At 48.2% G+C, this 20,485-nt stretch carries 12 protein-coding genes; 11 read left to right on the top strand and 1 reads right to left on the bottom strand.

Annotated features, from left to right (window positions below):
- Positions 1–20 precede the first annotated feature (20 nt).
- Positions 21–1,601 (top strand): RagB/SusD family nutrient uptake outer membrane protein, encoded by a 1,581-nt coding sequence (locus tag BT112_RS15250; protein WP_072318270.1) that lies wholly within the window; start codon positions 21–23, stop codon positions 1,599–1,601.
- 89 nt (positions 1,602–1,690) lie between these two features.
- Here the strand turns inward: BT112_RS15250 and BT112_RS15245 are convergent, their stop codons facing one another.
- Positions 1,691–2,533, bottom strand: a complete 843-nt coding sequence (locus BT112_RS15245) for an AraC family transcriptional regulator (protein WP_072318249.1) — start codon at positions 2,531–2,533, stop codon at positions 1,691–1,693.
- 136 nt (positions 2,534–2,669) lie between these two features.
- Between BT112_RS15245 and BT112_RS15240 the strand changes: the two genes are divergently transcribed.
- The 10 genes from BT112_RS15240 to BT112_RS15190 all read left to right on the top strand — a co-directional run bounded on the left by BT112_RS15240 (position 2,670) and on the right by BT112_RS15190 (position 20,452).
- Complete coding sequence (locus BT112_RS15240) at positions 2,670–3,584, top strand: dihydrodipicolinate synthase family protein (RefSeq protein ID WP_072318248.1); 915 nt, start codon at positions 2,670–2,672, stop codon at positions 3,582–3,584.
- A 21-nt stretch (positions 3,585–3,605) separates the two neighbouring features.
- Positions 3,606–5,174, top strand: coding sequence for an aldehyde dehydrogenase (NADP(+)) (locus BT112_RS15235; protein ID WP_072318247.1), 1,569 nt, complete (start codon positions 3,606–3,608; stop codon positions 5,172–5,174).
- 3 nt (positions 5,175–5,177) lie between these two features.
- Entirely contained in the window at positions 5,178–6,182 is a 1,005-nt protein-coding gene (locus BT112_RS15230; RefSeq protein ID WP_072318246.1) for a 4-hydroxyproline epimerase, read from the top strand.
- A 15-nt stretch (positions 6,183–6,197) separates the two neighbouring features.
- Entirely contained in the window at positions 6,198–7,442 is a 1,245-nt protein-coding gene (locus BT112_RS15225; protein WP_072318245.1) for an NAD(P)/FAD-dependent oxidoreductase, read from the top strand.
- A 176-nt stretch (positions 7,443–7,618) separates the two neighbouring features.
- A complete protein-coding gene (locus tag BT112_RS15220; protein WP_072318244.1) occupies positions 7,619–9,865 on the top strand; it encodes a S9 family peptidase in 2,247 nt (748 codons plus the stop codon).
- 66 nt (positions 9,866–9,931) lie between these two features.
- Positions 9,932–13,000 carry a beta-L-arabinofuranosidase domain-containing protein gene (locus tag BT112_RS15215; RefSeq protein ID WP_072318243.1) on the top strand — a complete coding sequence of 1,023 codons (3,069 nt, stop codon included), beginning with the start codon at positions 9,932–9,934 and terminating at the stop codon, positions 12,998–13,000.
- A gap of 57 nt (positions 13,001–13,057) precedes the next feature.
- The gene (locus BT112_RS15210; protein WP_072318242.1) at positions 13,058–14,752 is read left to right on the top strand and encodes a DUF885 family protein; all 1,695 of its coding nucleotides are present in this window, start codon (positions 13,058–13,060) and stop codon (positions 14,750–14,752) included.
- 344 nt (positions 14,753–15,096) lie between these two features.
- The gene (locus tag BT112_RS15200; protein ID WP_139276236.1) at positions 15,097–16,779 is read left to right on the top strand and encodes a M1 family metallopeptidase; all 1,683 of its coding nucleotides are present in this window, start codon (positions 15,097–15,099) and stop codon (positions 16,777–16,779) included.
- A 22-nt stretch (positions 16,780–16,801) separates the two neighbouring features.
- Positions 16,802–18,193: an aminopeptidase P family protein gene (locus BT112_RS15195; protein WP_072318240.1), complete on the top strand. Its 1,392-nt coding sequence runs from the start codon at positions 16,802–16,804 to the stop codon at positions 18,191–18,193.
- 6 nt (positions 18,194–18,199) lie between these two features.
- Entirely contained in the window at positions 18,200–20,452 is a 2,253-nt protein-coding gene (locus BT112_RS15190) for a S9 family peptidase (protein ID WP_083564949.1), read from the top strand.
- The last annotated feature ends 33 nt before the right edge of the window (positions 20,453–20,485 follow it).

The following is a 20,485-nucleotide window of genomic DNA, read 5'->3' as shown; positions in this document are numbered from 1 at the left end:
TGGAATTTTTTGTAAAATATATGAAGATAAAGAAAGCGAAAGTATGGATGTTAGCCATCCTGTCGGGGTTAACCCTGGGATGTACCGGGCTGGATGAAGAGGTGTTCTCTGAAGTTACCGAAGATAGTTTTGTTCCCGGAGAATCGGATATCATAGCCCTTATGGCCTCCACCTATACCCCGATGCGCTTCGTTATGGACTGGCAGGGATATTTTGACCTTCAGGAAGAGTCGGCAGATATTATCGTAACACCCACCCGGCCCAATGGCTGGGACGACGGCGGGGTTTACAAGCGGATGCACTGGCACAAATGGGATAACCTGCAGTGGCAGCCTACCAATACCTGGCGGTCTTGTTACCGGGGGATAAACAGTATCAACCGGGTTATTCTTCAGGTAGAATCCGGGCTGATCCCCGTAGATGAACAACAGGCAACAGACATTATCAATGAGATGCGGGGCCTGAGGGCATTTTACTATGCCATACTCCTCGATACACACGGCAATGTGCCTATTATCACCGATTACGGAGACGAACTTCCGGTGCAGCATACCAGACAGCAGGTATTCGACTTTGTAGAAGCAGAGTTGCTGGAAGTTATTCCGTTCCTTACCGATGTCGTGGGTGATGTTTCTTACGGACGTATGACCAAGTACGCCGCATATCATACCCTGGCCAGGATATATCTCAATGCCGAGGTGTATACCGGAACCGCCCAATGGGAAAAATGTATAAATGCCTGTAATGCCATTATCGATGATGGAAAATTCAGTCTCTCTCCGGACTATAGTGATATTTTTGCGACGAACAATGACAAAAATCCGGAGATGGTCTTTGCTATTCCTTATGATGCTATTTATGCCAAACAATGGACCGCTCACATGAAAATGTTGTTGCCGGATCACAGGCATGTTTTTGGTATGGAAACGCAGCCCTGGGGAGGTTCCAGCTGTAACCCGCAGTTTATAGACAGTTATGAAGAGGGCGATAACCGCCTGCAGGATACCTGGCTTATGGGAGATCAGCTCAATAAAAATAACGGAAGTGTGGTAATGACCCTCACCAAAGAAATGCCCAGTATTGAATTCTGTGATGCTACCCAGGGTTTTCGCTGTGGAAAATATGAAATAGAAGAAGGAGCAACAGGATCCCTGAGCAATGATTTTCCGTTCTACAGGTATACCGATGTCCTGATGATGAAAGCCGAATGCCTGCTGCGTACAGGGCGTAGTGCCGAAGCCGCACAGATCGTTACGGACGTCAGAAGCCGCTCTTTTGATGACCCGGATGATGCCGTGGTCACCGGTGCGGAGCTGGAAGGAGATACCACTATGGCCTACGGTACGCTGGATACGGAGGGTAATATAGATGAAGCCGGAGATCAGTCGCCCGTTGCATACGGCCGCTTCCTCGATGAACTCGGCTGGGAATTTGCCTGTGAGGCCAGGAGAAGAACAGACCTTATCCGTTTCGGAGTGTTTCAGACCAAAAACTGGTATAACCATAAGCCCCAGGGAGATCATACCATCATCTTCCCGATAGGACTGGAAGAACTGAATACCAACACTAATTTAGACCAGAATCCGGGCTATATAAAGTAGAAAATATATCCCGAGCGGATATATTTGATTCCTTGTTGTGTGAAATGTCAGAAAAAGCGAATGGACAACTGGGTCCATTCGCTTTTGCACTAATACTGCGATCGGTATTGTGAAGGCGTGACTTCTTTGAGTTCTTTGAATTTGCGGTTGAAATTGGTGATGTTCTGGAATCCGCACATTTCCGAAACAGCCGATATGGATAGTTCGGGGTTCCGGTAGAGCAGTTTACAGGCATTTTCGATACGTATTTCGATCAGGAACTGAAAAAATGTTTTGTTCGTACGCTTTTTGAAATAACGACAAAATGCATTTTTACTCATATTGGCTTTCTCTGCCACGGTATCCAGGGAGATCACTTCATTGAAATGTTCCATGGCGTGTTCAAAAACAGCACTCATGCGTTTCCCTTCGTCATCGGTGTACTTTTTTCGGTATACAAAAGAGGACAAAGGTGCTTTCTCCGCATTTATAATATGGTGCATGATTTTCAGTAACGACCCTATACGTTCCGTTTTGCTTTCTCCTTTCAATTTGTTGAAGCGCTTTATGATCTTTTTTTTGCCCGAAAGCACTTTGATGCCGTATTCCGCTTCTTTAAAAAATACGTTGGTATCCGTAAGATCCGGAATTAAAAAGAAATCTTTTCCGAAAGAAGTTTTGGTGAAAAACAGCGTGTACATGACAGAGTGGGGAGCAGCCTGCATGTCACTGCGGAATACATGGGGAATATTACCGCCTATGACCAGGATGTCATTCTTGCTGTAATGGTTGATCGTATCACCTACAATCAATGAGCCTGCTCCTTCGACAATAAGACTTATCTGTATCTCTTCGTGCTGATGGAGCTGGTCGTAAAATGCAGTTTCATGGTCTTCCTGGTAGACCAATGCTTCCTGTTCGGGCTTGGGGATTTTAAAGGGGAGGACTTTCAAAACATTAATTTTTTGTAAATATTACTAAAAAATACCTTTAGTGTCAATATATGTGGTAATATAGTGTAAGTATATGCTAATAATTGCGTATATCAGCTTTTTCATAACTGTTACTTTTGTTAAAAAATAATTCAAGATGACACTAAAATGGGAAGGCGTAATGCCTGCAGTAACGACAAAGTTTACTGATGACGACCAGTTAGATTTGGTCACTTTCAAAAAAAATGTTGAAGCACAATTAGCAGCCGGCGTCAGCGGTATTATACTTGGCGGAACGCTTGGCGAGGCCAGTACGCTGACCAGTGAAGAAAAAGAAACACTGGTCAGGGAAACGCTTGACATGGTCGGCGGAAGAGTTCCTGTGGTAATCAATATTGCAGAACAGACAACCAGGGAAGCTATCGAAGTAGCACAAAAAGCAGAAAAACTGGGAGCCAACGGGTTGATGATCCTACCTCCGATGCGTTATAAGGCTACGGATTATGAAACCGTGGTTTATTTTAAAGAAATAGCCAAGAGTACAGCACTTCCGATCATGATCTATAATAACCCTGTAGATTATAAGATAGAAGTAACGCTTGATATGTTTGAGGAACTCCTGGAGCTCGATAATATCCAGGCTGTAAAAGAGTCGACAAGAGATATTACCAATGTTACCCGATTTAAAAACCGTTTCGGGGACCGCTTAAAGATCCTCGGTGGAGTGGATACCCTGGCCCTCGAAAGCCTGTCTGCCGGTGCAGACGGATGGGTAGCCGGGCTCGTGGATGCCTATCCTGCCGAAACCGTAGCTATTTATAAGCTGGTAAAAGCAGGGCGTATGGAAGAAGCCATAGCCATCTACCGGTGGTTTATGCCGTTGCTGGAACTGGATATATCTCCGCAACTCGTGCAGAATATCAAGCTGGCTGAAGTAGCTACCGGTATCGGTACCGAGAATGTAAGAGCACCCCGTCTGCCTTTACAGGGAGAAGAGCGTAAAAGGGTACTGGCCATTATAGACGAAGCCATGAAAACCCGCCCGGAATTACCGGATTATTTGAATTTATAATAACCCTAAAACAAGAAAGCTATGATTACAGGAAAAAACTATATAGGAGCAGAGCTTTCCGCCAAAGGACAGGTAACCTACAAAACCGTAAACCCGGAAACGAATACGGAGAACAAAACCGTGTTTTACGAAGCTACGGACGAAGAAGTGAACAAGGCGGTTAACCTCGCCGTAAAAGCTTTCAGAACATACAAGAATACAAGCGATAAGGACAAGGCAACTTTTCTGGATGCTATAGCAACCCAATTGGAGGCCATAAAAGACAGCCTTACCGATATCTATATGAAAGAATCCGGTCTTCCCGGAGGACGTGCCAACGGCGAATTTGCAAGGACTACCGGTCAACTCCGGGCTTTTGCCACGATGCTCAGGGAAGGATCCTGGGTAGAGGCTATACTCCATGTTACCGAGGGGAAACCTGATATCCGACGTATGCAGGTCCCTGTCGGCCCCGTGGTCGTATTCGGAGCAAGCAATTTTCCTTTTGCATTTTCTACGGCGGGCGGAGATACCGCGAGTGCCCTCGCCGCCGGGTGTCCGGTGATCGTAAAATCGCACCCCCTGCATGCCGGGACAGGAGAGCTGGTTTCTTCCGCGATCATCAAAGCTGCCAAAGAAACAGGCATGCCGGATGGTGTATTCTCCAACCTCAACAGTAAAGGTATCGGGGTCGGCCGGATGCTGGTGCAGCACCCGCTGGTAAAAGCTGTAGGCTTTACAGGAAGCATCAAAGGAGGGACTGCATTGTGCAAACTGGCAGCCGAACGGGAAGAGCCCATACCGGTATATGCCGAAATGGGAAGTATCAATCCCGTCGTAGTATTACCATCTGCCTTAAAAGAAAAATCCTCATTCTGGGCAACGCAATACGCGGGGTCTATTACTGCCGGAACCGGTCAGTTCTGTACCAACCCCGGGCTGATACTGGGCGTTAAAAGTGAGGCTTTCGATACATTTACCAGAGCGCTGGGAGAAGCAATTTCCGATATAGCCCCCACCTGTATGCTGCATCCCGGTATCAAAGAACAATACGAAAAGACGAAACAGGAAGTGTTGTCTCAGTCGGGATACAGCGAAGTAGCCGCACCCCATACGAAGGTAAAAGAGAACTATGCCTTACAGCAGGTTATCGCGGTAGACGGAGCAGTGTTTTTAAAGAATAAAGCCTATCATAAAGAAGTATTCGGACCGTTTTCCGTAATTGTCCGGTGTAAGGATGAAGCAGAACTCACCGAAGTACTGGAACACCTCGAAGGGCAGCTTACAGGTACGATCCTCAGTGAAGATGAAGGCGAATTACGGCATTTTGCAGAAACTATAGAAGCCCTGAAAAGCCGTGTGGGACGATTGATTTTTAACGGCGTCCCTACGGGTGTGGAAGTAAGTGCAGCCATGACCCATGGCGGGCCTTTTCCCGCTACATCCGACAGCAAGTTTACCTCGGTAGGCCTGACTGCCGTTAAGCGCTGGGTACGTCCCGTATCTTACCAGGACTGGCCGGATGCCTTATTGCCCGATGCTTTGAAAAACAGTAATCCATTACAAATCGTAAGAACCATAAACGGAGAAGTGACTCAAAACGCTGTGTAGCCAATGGCGAGAAAAACCTTTTTTTGTGTAGATGCACATACCTGCGGGAACCCGGTTCGGGTAGTGGCAGGCGGAGGCCCCTTTTTGCAGGGAGCTACCATGAGTGCAAAACGTCAGCATTTTTTAAAAGAATATGACTGGATCCGCAAAGGGCTCATGTTCGAGCCGCGGGGACATGATATGATGAGCGGGAGCATATTGTTCCCGCCTTCCGATCCGCAAAACGATGTGGGGATTCTCTTTATAGAGACCAGCGGCTGCCTGCCCATGTGCGGGCACGGGACCATCGGTACCGTTACGGTAATGATCGAAGAAGGACTCGTTATTCCCAAAACTCCCGGTAGTCTGCGCCTGGAAACCCCGGCCGGACTGGTCAAAGTTACCTATACCCGGAAAGGAAATAAAGTAACTTCGGTAAGACTGACCAACATAAAGTCGTACCTGGCGGAGGAGAATATCACTGTGGAATGTCCGGATCTCGGGTTATTAACAGTCGATGTGTCCTATGGTGGAAATTACTACGCTATCGTAGAGGTTCAGGACAATTTTGCAGGGCTGGAGCATTACCAGGCCGGTCAGTTGATTGCCTGGAGCAGGGAAATGCGAAGCCGTATCAATGAGAAACATACCTTTGTACACCCTGAAGACCCGACTATTAATGGTTTGAGCCATATTCTGTGGACCGGAGCTACGCTGGATGGGCAAAGTACGGCCAGAAATGCCGTGTTTTACGGAGACAAAGCCATAGACCGTTCTCCCTGTGGTACCGGTACTTCGGCACGGATGGCCCAGTGGTATGCCCAGGGAAAACTCAAAAAAGGAGACGAGTTTGTTCATGAAAGTATCATAGGCAGTAAATTCGTGGGGCGTATCGAAGAAGAATGCGAACTCGCCGGTCACAAAGCCATAGTGCCCAGTATAGAAGGCTGGGCCAAAGTAACAGGGTACAACACGATTATTATTGACGAGGAAGACGACCCGTATGCCCATGGGTTCCAGGTTTTATAAGTAAAGCACAGCGCATTGAGAAAGACAATTATCATAGGTGGTGGAATAGCCGGGCTCTGCTCGGCATACTACCTGGTTAAGGAAGGCCACCAGGTTACTGTTGTAGACCGGAGCAATATTTCGGGGGGAGCCTCTTTTATAAACGCAGGGTATCTTACCCCGAGCCATATCATCTCCCTGGCCGCACCCGGGATGGTCACCAAAGGCCTGAAGTGGATGTTCAACAGTAAAAGCCCGTTGTATATAAAACCACGTCTTGATCCCGATTTCATAAAATGGGGACTGCTGTTCAAAAAATCCGCTACGGCACAACGCGTAGAAGCCGCTATTCCCGTAATCAAGGAACTGAACCTGAAAAGCCGGGACCTCTATGAGTCCATGCTGGATACGCTCGATTTCGAATTTCATTATGGCCGTGAAGGGGTACTCATGGTGTATAGCAGTGAAGAGGCGGAAGAAGAAGAACTGCATCTTGCCGAAAGGGCAATACAAGAAGGCCTGGAAGCAAAATGTCTGAGCAAGGATGAACTCCTCGACCGCCAACCCGTATTTTCCGGGCATGTACGAGGAGCGGTACTCTACGAATGCGACCGGCACATCACCCCCAACGAATTCATGCAAAACCTGAAACAGTGGCTCCTTAACAAAGGGGTGGCGTTTCAGTTGGACCAGGAAGTTCTCGATATCCGGGTGTCCGGAAATAAAATAACAGCCGTACATACCACCAAAGGAACTTTCGAAGCCGATGAATTTGTGCTCGCTGCCGGAAGCTGGACATTTCCCCTGGCTAAAAAACTGGGACTGTATATTCCGGTACAGGGAGGTAAAGGGTATAGTATGAATGTAAAACGGGAAACCGGTATTACCATGCCCGCCATTCTCACGGAGGCCAAGGTAGCCGTAACCCCCATGCAGGGCTTTACCCGGTTTGCCGGGAGTATGGAGTTTTCCGGTAATAACGATTATATACGAAAAGAACGGGTAGAAGCCATTGCCGGTGCCGTAAAAAAATACTATAACGGCATTGAGATCAATGCCGGGGAAAAAGCAGCTGCAGTTTCCGGGTTGCGCCCCGTGTCTCCGGACGGGTTGCCTTTTATCGGGAAGACGGCAAAATACAATAACCTCACTGTGGCATCGGGCCACGCCATGATGGGATTCAGTCTGGGGCCCGTAACCGGTAAACTGGTCAAACAATTGGTGACCGACGAAAAACCGTTCATGGACCTGTCGGCTCTGAAACCCGAACGTTTCCGATAATATCTATACGAACCGCATAGCAGGCCGGAGGTGTTAAAAAGTACGGAAAATCATATTAAAATATCACAAATACATATCTTGATTCCGTATAGCTGTTAATAAAGTATAAGTTTTGGCTAATATACACGTACAGAAAGCGAACGATTATTTATAGGTTTATAAATAATTATTTTGCGATGAAAAACCGACTGAAATTAAGTGTATTATTAGCACTTTTAGGTGTGGTCCCCTCGGTATTCGGACAGGGCACACCGGAAGAATATAAGAGGTCTCTGGCGGTAGATACCCTGTTTAAAAACAAGGTCTACAACAGCCCGGAACTTTTTCACTGGCAGGGGGATAGCCTGTGCTGGTACAAAAATAATACCGCCAAAGGAACAGAATACCTCCTGGTTTCCACCGGAGACTTGTCCAGGAAAGCCGCTTTCGACCACGGTAAACTCGCATCCCGCCTGAGTGATCTCACAGGAAATGATGTGAATGCTGCAAACCTTGGCATCAGTGATCTCCTGATAGAAGATCGGTCATTTGTATTTCATACGGACAGCCTGAAGATCCGTTGCTCCCTTCCGGATTACCGCCTGGAAGTACTGAAAAAGATGGACCGGGAAGAAGATAGAAGGCGTAAGTACTGGGGTGGGCGTTTCGATGAAACCGGGAACGACCCCGTGATCTCCCCGGACAGTAGCTATGTGGGTTTTATAAAAAACAGTAACCTTTATATAAAGAACAGAAATACGGAAGAAGAAACCCAATTGAGTTTTGACGGTTCTCCCGGTTTTTTCTATTCCTCCTATATCCACTGGTCTCCGGACAGTAAAAAAATAATGGCCTACAAAGTACGGCCCGGGGGAGACCGCAAGATCTATTTTGTGAGATCGGCACCCGAAAACCAGTTTCAACCCGAACTCGAATCACGCGATTATCTGAAGCCCGGTGACCAGTTGCCTTTTCGCAGTCCCCAATTGTTTCATGTAGCTTCCGGGAAACACTTCCCGCTCCACACCGGTCTTTTTGCCGAACAATACGGGCTTTCCGGTTTTTCCTGGAGGTCGGACAGCAGCGCTTTTACTTTTGAGTATAACCAGCGGGGCCATCAGGTGTACCGTGTGCTTTCGGCCGATGCCGACACGGGAGAAGTCCGGGCAATTATAGAAGAAACCAGTCCTACCTTCATCGACTATAGCAGCAAAAAATACCGCTATGATACCGAAAATGGAAAAGAAATAGTATGGACATCCGAAAGAGATGGCTACAACCATCTCTACCTGTATGACGGAGAGACGGGAAAAGTAAAAAAACAGCTTACCAAAGGCAACTGGCCTGTGCGTAAGGTCCTGGAAGTCGATGAAGAGAACCGTCAGGTCTATTTTACCGCAAGCGGAATGGATAAGGATCAGGACCCCTATTTACTGCATTATTGCCGTGTAGATTTCGACGGGAAGAATTTGGTGCGTTTTACCCGGGAAAACGGGAACCACGAGGTTACTTTTTCACCCGGTCACGCCTATTACATAGACCGGTATTCCAGGGTAGATGCACCGCCGGTAACCGTGCTAAAAGATGCAGCGACACAAAAAGAAGTGCTCCCCCTGGAAAAAGCGGACGTCAGTGCCCTGATGGATACGGGATGGAAAACGCCCGAAGTATTTACCGCTAAAGGGCGCGATGGAAAAACGGACATCTGGGGGATCATCGTCAGACCAACGAATTTCGATCCCGGCAAAAATTATCCCGTTATCGAGTATATCTACGCGGGCCCTCACGATTCTTTTGTGCCCAAAAGTTTTCGCACCGTGTATTACGGCATGACCAATCTTGCCGAGCTGGGGTTCATCGTCGTACAGATCGATGGTATGGGAACATCCAACCGCTCCAAGGCCTTTCATGACGTTTGCTGGAAAAATCTGAAAGATGCCGGTTTTCCTGACCGGAAATTATGGATTAAAGCTGCGGCAAAGAAATATTCCTATATCAACAGCGACATGGTCGGTATTCACGGTACTTCGGCAGGGGGGCAGAATGCCGGGGCCGCGGTAGTGTTCAATTCCGATTTTTATAAGGTGGCGGTGGCCTCCTGTGGCTGTCATGACAACCGAATGGATAAAATATGGTGGAACGAGCAGTGGATGGGATACCCTGTCGGCCCCCATTATGCCGCCTGTTCCAATACCGAAAACGCGGCCTCGATGGACGGAAAGCTCATGCTTATGGTCGGAGAGGTCGATGATAATGTAGACCCGGCCACCACTATGCAGTTTGCCGATGCCCTGATCAAAGCCGGGAAAGATTTCGAACTGGTGGTACTGCCCGGACAGTCCCATACCTCTGGCGGAACATACGGAGACCGCAAGCGAAAGGACTTTTTTGTAAAGAACCTTTTAAAAGTTACCCCTCCGTCATGGCAGGATATATATGAGTAAGAAACCTGTCGGCAACAACAAAAAGAAAATCAAAACTATAAACCATTTCAGAAAACAATTTAAAGTATGAAGGTCTTCAACATGACATTGGCGAGAACAGTTCTTTTTTTTACGGTTCTTGCAGGCTGTGCAATATCGGCCCGGGCACAAGGCGGTGATCAGATCCTCGACGGGATAGGGGAGACCGGGATGATCGCACGATATATATTCAACGGCGACAGCAAAGACTGGTCCCGTAATAATTTACATGGCAGAATTCACGGCCCCGGCGCAAAATTCCGTAAAGATGAGCAATTCGGCAAAGTGCTGTCACTTCCGGGAGACAATGAGTCTTTTGTTTCCCTTCCCGGCGAAGCCCTGACCGGGATAGAATCCTTAAGTATAACCGGATGGATCTACCTGCATACCGATGAAAAAGGAGTGCATTTTTTCGATTTCGGTAAAGATACCGGCAATCGTTTTGCCATGACGCCCTCCGGAACAGCAGACCGGGAAGGTTGCGGAGTAGCGGTTATATCCGGAGAAAATCAGACCCGTGGTCCCGCATCACCCGCTTTGCAAACCGGTCGTTGGGAGCATGTGGCCGTGGTTCTTGATATCCCTTCAAAATCTATACGAACATACATCAATGGTAAACAGGCAGGAGAACGTAAAGAAGTACCACTTGATCTGGCGAAGGTCTTCGATAGTGAGTCGGGTAAAAATAACCAGCTTTATATCGGTAAATCACTCGTACAGGGAATTCCTTATCTTTCTGCTGACCTATACGATTTCCGTATCTATCGAATTCCCCTGAATGAAAAACAAGTAGGGCGGATTTACAATAATGCACTCCGCGGCGACCACGGAAGTTCGGCAGGGACAGAAAAGCCGGAGGATGACCTCCCGGTATTTTCCGAAAACGAACCCGGGCTTTACAACCGGTATCTCTTAAGTGTCGCCGATGTGGAGGTAGAGACGGAAGCAGGTTACCTGCCCCGCTTACCCCGCTATCTAAAGGGGACATACAGCAAAGGTATGGAAGGCCCGGAAGTGCGTGTGTTATGGCCGGCGCCGACCGATAACAGCGAGGTGCTGAAACCCGGCCGCTATACAGTAACCGGCCGTATTCCCGGCACCGGTTTGCAACCGAAAGCTACGGTAACCGTTAAAGAAGCAAAAGAAACAGCTACTCCCCGACGTGTACTCGATGTTTTTCCCCTGGACCAGGTTTCCTTAACTCAGGGTGCACATGGACATGAAACCAAGTTTACAGAGAACCGGGACAAGTTTATCATCACGCTGGCCAAAACAGATCCGGATGCTTTCCTGTATATGTTCCGTAACGCTTTCGGGCAGGAACAACCCGATAGTGCAACACCCCTGGGCGTATGGGACAGCCAGGAAACCAAGTTGCGCGGGCACGCTACGGGACATTACCTGACAGCGATTGCACAGGCTTATGCAGGTACGGGATATGATAAAAGCCTGCACGACAATTTTGCGGACAAAATGGAGTATATGGTAAATACCCTTTACGAATTATCGCAAATGGCCGGGAAACCTGCAGAAGCGGGAGGCACACATGTATCCGATCCTGTTGCGGTGCCTCCGGGCCCCGGAAGGCCGGATTACGATTCCGATCTCAGTGAAGAAGGGATCCGTACCGATTACCAGAACTGGGGAGAAGGCTATATCAGCGCCTATCCCCCGGACCAGTTTATCATGCTCGAAAAAGGGGCGAAGTACGGCGGACAGAAAAACCAGGTCTGGGCGCCTTACTATACCCTTCATAAAATTCTGGCCGGGTTGATGGATGTTTACGAGGTGAGTGGTAATCCCAAAGCCCTGGATATCGTCACCGGGATGAGCGATTGGGTACACGCCAGGCTGAGTCAGTTACCTACGGAGACCCTTATCGGTATGTGGAATACCTACATAGCCGGTGAATTCGGCGGGATGAATGAAGCCATGGCACGTCTGTACCGCATCACGGGCGAGTCGCGTTACCTGGAAACAGCCCGCTTGTTCGACAACATCAAGATGTTTTTCGGTGATGCCCGGCATTCGCACGGACTGGCCCGAAATGTAGATTCCTTCCGCGGACTGCATGCCAATCAGCATATTCCGCAGGTCGTCGGTGCCATAGAAATGTACCGCGATTCCGATGCGCCCGAATATTATCGCGTGGCCGATAATTTCTGGTACAAAACCGTTAATGACTACATGTACAGTATCGGAGGCGTTGCCGGAGCCCGTAATCCGGTCAATGCCGAATGTTTTATCGCCGAACCCGCCACACTCTATGAGAACGGGTTCTCCGCAGGCGGACAGAACGAAACCTGCGCCACCTATAATATGCTGAAATTAACCCGGAACCTGTTCCTGTTCGAACCACGCGCCGAGCTGATGGATTATTACGAACGGGGATTGTACAATCATATTCTCGCTTCTGTGGCAGAAGACAGTCCTGCCAACACCTATCACGTTCCCCTCAGGCCCGGTTCCGTCAAGCAGTTCGGTAACCCGGACATGACGGGCTTCACCTGTTGCAACGGTACCGCCATAGAGAGCAGTACCAAACTCCAGAACGCTGTTTATTTCAAAAGCAAAGATAACCGGGCCTTGTATGTCAACCTTTATGTTCCTTCCGTCCTGCAATGGGAAGAACGCGATGTTACCCTGACCCAGGTTACCGACTTCCCGAAAGAGGATCAGACCCGTTTAACGGTGAAGGGCAGTGGTAAATTCGATATCAATGTACGCGTCCCCAAGTGGGCAACCCATGGATTTGTGGTGACGATAAACGGCAAAAAGCAAAAACATAAAGCTGTTCCCGGTACATATCTGACCCTGAACCGGAACTGGAAAGACGGAGATGTCATTACATTACAAATGCCTTTCGGGTTTCACCTGGAACCGGTGATGGACCAGCAAAACATTGCCAGTCTGTTCTACGGTCCCGTATTACTGGCGGCTCAGGAATCCGGACCACGGAAAGACTGGCGAAAAGTAACCCTGGATGCGGGGGATATAGGCAAGTCCGTAAAAGGAGATCCTGCAAAATTGGAATTTACCATCGATGATACGGTTTTTAAGCCTTTTTACGAAACCTACGGGCGCCATTCGGTTTATCTCGATGTTACGTTAAAGTAAGTCTGCAGGACTCACGGATGTGAATTATAAATTGTCAAACCTCATTAAACCTTTGCTATGATAAAACGAATAAGCGCTCTTGTCATTTTTATTTCCATGTACACTACGGGGCATGCCCATGAGATGATCGATGCCGTAGAAAGCTATCAGGCGGACAAGCGGACGTTAGATGCCACCTATACGATCCGGGAATCCGAGACGTATTACCAGCGGTTCGGTACCTTTTATAAAAACTGGAACAAAAGACTGGAAGCTATCCGTTTTGAGGAGTTGTCCCGGGAAGGGAAAGCCGATTATATCATGCTTAAAAACCGTATAGCCAAGGAAGATTATCATTTGGAACTCGCGTATGAGGCTTATAAGAAAGTAGCTGATGTAACCGCTTTTGCGGGCGATATCTATATATTTATCAGGGAGCGAAGACATGGTAAACGTCCGGATGCCAAACAACTTGCTGCCCGGTTTACGGCCGTATCCCGACAGATCGTTAACAAGACGGAAGCGCTGAAAGCAAAACCTTTCGAAGACTGGGTGCAGGCCGAAAAAGCGGCAGCCGTGGTCTCTTCATTACATAAGGCCCTGGAAGAAGCTTACGGTTTTTATTTCGGTTACGATCCCGAATTTACCTGGTGGATGGAAAAACCTTATGAAGAACTGCATGAAAAGCTGTCCGCTTACGAAACCTTTTTAAAAGAGCACTATGCCGATAACAGCGTAAAGGATGACGGAAGTGGTATTATAGGAAAACCCATAGGCAGGGATGCACTGTTGAAAGAGCTGGCTTTTGAGTTTATTCCCTATACCCCTGAAGAACTCATTGCTACCGCAGAGAGGCAATTCGACTGGTGCAAACAGGAAATGATAAAGGCGTCCCGTGAAATGGGGTACGGGGACGACTGGAAAACGGCCCTCGAACATGTAAAGGATACCTATGTTCCGGCCGGGGAGCAACCACAGGCTATCAAGGACCTTTTTGATTATTCCGTTAACTTTATCGAAGAAAGGGACCTGATCACACTGCCGGACCTGGCCAAAGAAACCTGGCGGATGATCATGATGACGCCGGAGCGGCAAAAAGTAAACCCGTTTTTTACCGGTGGATGGGAAATCAGTATCTCCTATCCCACGCAGGATATGTCGCAGGAGGATAAACTGATGAGCATGCGGGGGAACAACCCCAACTTTTCTTTCGGTACCGTACAGCATGAATTGCTGCCCGGGCATAACCTGCAGTTTTTTATGAATTCGCGGTACAAGAGTTATCGCCGGGCTTTCGATACCCCGTTCTGGATAGAGGGCTGGGCCCTGTACTGGGAGATCATTTTGTGGAATAAAGATTTTGCACGGACCCCCGAACAGAAAATGGGAATGCTCTTCTGGCGTATCCATCGCTGTGCCCGGATTATTTTTTCCCTGAAATTTCAGCTCGGCGAAATGACCCCGCAGCAATGTATAGATATGCTGGTGGATAAGGTCGGACATGAATACGCCAATGCCGAAGCCGAAGTGCGACGATCTTTCGCCACCACCTATACGCCGCCGTTATACCAGGTAGCCTATATGATAGGAGGACTGCAGTTCTACGCCCTGCGAAAAGAAATGCTCGAAAAAGGGTGGACCGAAAAGCAGTTCCACGACCGGGTGATGAAAGAGAACAGGATGCCGGTGGAGGTCCTCAGGGCCGTATTACAGGATAAGCCATTGACAAAGAAGTTTTCGACGCAGTGGAAATTTTCCACGGATTTTAAATAAAAGAAATGCGAAAGGCTGGCAATGAGATTAAAACAATCGTCACCGCGAGCATAGCGCGGCGGTCTCTTGGCGCGTCTGAGCCTGCCATTGAAGTATGCCGTCTACCCCCTAAGATTGCCACGCTATGCTCGCAATGATGCTTGCTTGTAGAGTTGCTATATATGAAGTTCCTCCCTTCATCCCGATGATTATCGGGAGAAGGGAGGTACCCGAGTGATAACGAAGGGGGGAGGGCTTTGAGAGCCCGAACCATCAGGATAATCCCGGGCGCATGAGAATATCCGTGGATATCCGGAAAGGCCTGTTTAAGCATGGTTTACAGCTAAGAATAAAAATAAGAGCACATGAAAATAAAATACCTCTTCATCTCCCTTTTCCTTGTCTTACAAGGCTGTGGAGAAAAAAAGGAAGCAAAGCAGCAACCCGAAAAAAGGAGCCAGGAAGAGCTCCGGGGGAGTATCACACCGGAGCGAAGCTGGTGGGATGTACAACGCTATGACATTGCTATAACCCCCGATTTCGATACCAAAAGTCTGACGGGGAGTAATAAGATCACCTATAAAGTGGTAGAAAAGGACCATTCCGACTATATGCAGATCGATCTGCAGCCGCCTTTGAAAATAGATAGTGTCTTCAGCGATGACAATAAAAATCTGTCCTTTACCAGTGACGGTAACGTATGGTATATAGAAACCGGGAAACAGGCCGAAGACCAGGAGAATTCCCTAACCGTTTATTACAGCGGTAATCCCCGCGAAGCTGTCCGGGCTCCTTGGGACGGGGGATGGACCTTTACCCGGGACTCCCTTAATCGTCCATGGATGACAGTAACCTGCCAGGGACTTGGAGCCTCCGTATGGTACCCCAATAAAGATCACCAGAGCGATGAGCCCGACCAGGGTGCATCGCTTGCCATGACCGTCCCCGATGACCTCACCGCCATAGCTAACGGCAGGCTCAGCGGAAAGACTTCTGCAAACGGAAAAACAACCTATACCTGGGAAGTGAAGAACCCGGTAAACAATTACAATATCATTCCCTATATCGGGTATTATGTCAACTTCGGAGAAACCTATCCCGGAGAAAAAGGAGAGCTCAATATCGACTACTGGGTGCTCGATTATAACCTCGAAAAAGCCAGGGTATACCTGCCTGCGCAAGTACACAATATGTTGAAAAGCTTCGAATACTGGTTTGGGCCCTACCCGTTCTATGAAGACGGCTACAAACTGGTGGAAACCGAGCATACCGGTATGGAGCACCAGTCGGCCATAGCTTATGGTAACCACTACAAACCCGGTTATCGTGGGCGCGATGCCTCCGGAACAGGCCTGGGGATGGAGTGGGACTTTATCATCATACACGAAAGTGGTCACGAGTGGTTCGGTAATAACATAACCAGTAATGACCTGGCAGACATGTATGTGCATGAAAGTTTTACCAATTACAGCGAAACCCTGTTCGTGGAGTCCATGTTCGGAAAAGAAGCCGGTAACCAGTACAATTACGGAATCCGTAAAGGTATTCAGAACGATACGCCTATAATTCCCGAATACGGGATCAATGCCAAAGGAAGCGGCGATATGTATCCCAAGGGAGGAAATATGCTCCATACCGTAAGGCACAGTATAAATAACGATACCCTGTTCCGGGAGATCCTTACCGGTTTGAACAGTACGTTTTATCACCGGACTGTCGACGGCGTCGAAATACTGGACTATATCTCACAAAAAGCAGGATACGATTACAGCAGGGTTTTTGAGCAGTACCTGACCACCACACAAATCCCCCTGCTGGAACTCCATTACGATAGCGATAAAAAAGAGATGCACTACAGGTGGGGCGATATTGTAAAAGGTTTTGATTTACCCTTATCTTTACAGAACAAAAAAGCGGAGATCCGTATCATTCCGTCCGGAGAATGGCAAAGTGTAAAGGTCGATGAAGATCAGCGTGCCCTGTTCCTTCCGGAAGCTATAGAAAAAATGTATTACATCCGGGTAAAAGAGACGGACGTTTTACCCTAATCGATAAAAGCAGTTTATTTTTATGTTTTCAAAACAGACGTATCAATCCAGAAGACAACACCTGAAGAAAGAAGTAAAACAAGGTATCTTGCTGTTCCCGGGCAACGGGGAAAGCGGGATGAACTACAAGGACAACTGGTACCCTTTCCGGCAGGACAGTACCTTTTTGTACTATACCGGTATTAATAATATCCCCGATATCTACTTTGCGATCGATATCGATGAAGACCGGGAAATCCTTTTCGGGAACGACCCTACCCCCGAAGAAATGGTCTGGACGGGCGCCGCAGACCCGTTGGCAGATTTGGCAGGTAAATCCGGCATTGCCACAGTAAAACCTTTCGGAGAACTCGCCGGTTTTATCAGGGCACAAAAACAAAAAGGCAGAACAATTCACTTTTTACCGCCCTATCGTGCCGAAACTACCGTACAACTCAGCGACCTGCTCGGCATTCCCGTAGGGGAAGTGGAAAAACACAAGTCGGATGCCTTTATCAAAGCGGTGGTCAAACAGCGTTCGGTAAAGTCCGGTGAAGAGATAGAGGAAATAAACAAGGCTGTAAACATTACGGCACAAATGCATACCTATGCGATCCGGAATGCGGTACCGGGCAAAACAGAAAAGGAGATTGCGGGAGATTTACAGGCCATAGCCATCGGTGGCGGGGGAAATATATCCTTCCCGATCATCCTGACCAAAAACGGGCAATACCTCCACAATCACGCTACACAAGCCGTCATTGGGGAAGGCGATCTTATCCTGTGCGATTGCGGTGCGGAAACCGCCATGAACTATGCGGGTGATATGACCCGTACCTTTCCTGCCGGTAAAACCTTTTCGCCCTTGCAGAAAGAAGTATACAATATCGTACTCGACGCCCATAATTCCGCCGTAGAAGCACTAAAACCCGGAATCCGTTTTAAAGACGTACACCTTCTGGCCTGTACCCGGCTCACCGAAGGACTGAAGGGCATGGGACTGATGAAAGGAGATACCGAAGAAGCCGTAGCGGCAGGGGCACATACCCTGTTCTTCCAGTGCGGACTGGGGCACATGATGGGTATGGATGTGCACGATATGGAGAACCTGGGAGAAGCTTATGTAGGTTATACCGACAACCTGAAAAAGAGTACCGAGTTCGGACTTAAATCGCTTCGTTTAGGCAAGGAACTGGAAGCGGGTTATGTACTTACCGTAGAACCGGGGATCTATTTTAATCCCTTCCTGATTGATGCGTGGAAGGCACAGAAGAAATATAGCGATTTTGTCAATTATGATGAGGTCGAAAAATTCAAAGGTTTCGGTGGTATCCGTGTAGAAGAGGACTTCGTAATCACGGATTCCGGTAGTACGCTGCTCGGAGATCCCCTGGCCAAAACCCCCGAAGCGATAGAAGAACTCAAAAACTCATAAGACAACGTGAAAACGATACACAAACTACTGTTGACCCTGCTGTTGTCAGGCACGGCGTGGCTCGGCGCACAGGAGACCGGTCCGGAGCTTACCCTGGACCGTATTTATAATTCCTCCGAATTCCGTGCAGAGCGGCAACGCCCTGTTTTCTGGGTCGAAGGCGGTACAGCTTTCGTAACCATAGAACGGGATGAGAAAGGAGCAGACCAGTTGATAAAATATATCAGCAAAAATAACAAGAGCAGTATATATCTTTCCGCATCGGCTATCACACCGGAAGGTGCGGATAAAGGCCTGAATATCGAAGATTTCACCTTGTCTCCCGACGAATCCAAAGTGCTGATCTTTACCAATTCCAGCCGCGTTTGGCGCTCCAATACCAAGGGCGATTACTGGGTATATGATTTCGATAGCGGTAACCTGAGCCGTATAGGAAAAGATTTCCCTTCCTCTTCCCTGATGTTTGCCAAGTTTTCCAGGGATAATGCTTTTGTGGCTTATGTGCAGGGATTTAACATCTACAAAGAAGACTTTACAACAGGAGAAGTTACACAGCTTACCAAAGATGGTGACGGAGACATCATCAACGGTACGTTCGATTGGGTATATGAAGAAGAATTTGGTATGCGCGACGGGTTCAGCTGGAGCCCGGATGCATCAAAAATAGCATTCTGGCAACTCGATGCCTCGGACATCGGTACTTTCTATATGATAAACAATACCGATTCGGTCTATGCCAAACCCGTTCCGTTGCAATATCCCAAAGTAGGGTATGACCCTTCCGAAACCAGGGTGGGTGTAGTTGATGTGAATTCCGTCGAAATTACCTGGATACCTGTTCCCGGCGATCCCGTACAGCATTACCTGCCGGCCATGCAATGGGTGGATGAAGACCTGCTGCTAATCCAGCAGCTCAACCGGAAACAAAACGAACTCCGTATCTATACCTATAGCCCTTCGTCCGGCGATCTGCAAAAGATATATACCGAAACCGAAGATACCTGGGTAGACCTGCGGTATCCGGACATATCTTCCAATCAATGGGGGAACAACGATTTTCTGCTGACCGATAACAATACGTCACTCCTGCGGATGACGGAAAAAGACGGATGGAGGCATATCTATAAAATAAGCCTGAAAGACGGGAGTAAAACATTGCTTACCCCGGGGGAATACGATGTGGCTGCTTATTATGCCATTACCGGTAAGGATATGCTGTTCAGCGCTTCGCCTGACGATCCGGCTCAGCGTTACCTGTACAGTGTGCCGCTGAACGGTGAAGGTACGCTGAAGCGCCTTACCCCGGACGATTTCAGCGGGGTGAATACCTACAATATAGCACCGGATGGCAAATATGCCATTCACCACCATACCGATGCCGAAAGCCCGATAACTACCCGGCTCGTACGTTTACCGGACCATAAGACCGTAAGTGTCCTGGTGGATAATAAGGTATTAAAAAATAAACTGCAAACGCTGGACCGTCCGTCTGTTGAGTTTTTCCGGGTCACAACCTCAGAAGGTGTAGAGGTAGAAGGACGTATGACGAAACCTTCCGGTTTTGACCCATCAAAGAGATACCCCGTAATATTTCATGTATACGGAGAACCCTGGGGACAGATGGCTACCGATAGCTGGATAGGTCTCTATGATATTTTCCTGGCCCAAAAGGGATTTGTTATTATCAATATGGACAACCGCGGTACACCCTCGCTTAAGGGTAGTGCATGGCGCAAGAGTATTTACAGGAAATTGGGCGTAATCAATGCGGACGACCAGGCACTGGCGGCAAAAGAAGTGCTGAAATGGGACTTTATAGACAAAGAAAAAGTTTCTGTCTGGGGATGGAGCGGGGGAGGTTCCATGACGCTCAATCTCATGTTCCGCTACCCGGAAATATACAAAACGGGAATAGCCGTAGCTGCTGTAGCCAACCAGCTTTTTTATGACAACGTCTACCAGGAACGCTATATGGGACTTCCTCAGGAAAACCCGGAAGATTTTATCGAAGGTTCCCCTGTTACCCATGCCGGGAACCTCGAAGGAAACCTGCTCATCATTCACGGTACCGGCGATGATAACGTGCACTATCAGAACATGGAATACCTGGTTAATGAGCTGATCCGACAGAACAAGCAATTCCGGATGATGGCCTATCCCAACCGTTCGCACGGTATCTATGAAGGCGCAAATACCCAGTGGCATTTATATACGCTGATCACGAATTATCTGCTGGAAAATAACGGGATGACACAATAAGCCGTAGTTCTCCGGAATGCTAAAAAAGCAGCT

The organism is Sinomicrobium oceani, from assembly GCF_900119185.1.
GTDB classification, from domain to species: domain Bacteria; phylum Bacteroidota; class Bacteroidia; order Flavobacteriales; family Flavobacteriaceae; genus Sinomicrobium; species Sinomicrobium oceani.
The sequence above is the reverse complement of the archived record's forward strand: the minus strand, read 5'-3'. Positions and strand labels throughout refer to the sequence as shown.

Coding starts and splice junctions, on each gene's coding strand:
- BT112_RS15210 (WP_072318242.1), top strand. CDS start 13,058: ATGATAAAACGAATAAGCGCTCTTGTCATTTTTATTTCCATGTACACT.
- BT112_RS15200 (WP_139276236.1), top strand. CDS start 15,097: ATGAAAATAAAATACCTCTTCATCTCCCTTTTCCTTGTCTTACAAGGC.
- BT112_RS15230 (WP_072318246.1), top strand. CDS start 5,178: ATGGCGAGAAAAACCTTTTTTTGTGTAGATGCACATACCTGCGGGAAC.
- BT112_RS15235 (WP_072318247.1), top strand. CDS start 3,606: ATGATTACAGGAAAAAACTATATAGGAGCAGAGCTTTCCGCCAAAGGA.
- BT112_RS15220 (WP_072318244.1), top strand. CDS start 7,619: ATGAAAAACCGACTGAAATTAAGTGTATTATTAGCACTTTTAGGTGTG.
- BT112_RS15250 (WP_072318270.1), top strand. CDS start 21: ATGAAGATAAAGAAAGCGAAAGTATGGATGTTAGCCATCCTGTCGGGG.
- BT112_RS15240 (WP_072318248.1), top strand. CDS start 2,670: ATGACACTAAAATGGGAAGGCGTAATGCCTGCAGTAACGACAAAGTTT.
- BT112_RS15195 (WP_072318240.1), top strand. CDS start 16,802: ATGTTTTCAAAACAGACGTATCAATCCAGAAGACAACACCTGAAGAAA.
- BT112_RS15215 (WP_072318243.1), top strand. CDS start 9,932: ATGAAGGTCTTCAACATGACATTGGCGAGAACAGTTCTTTTTTTTACG.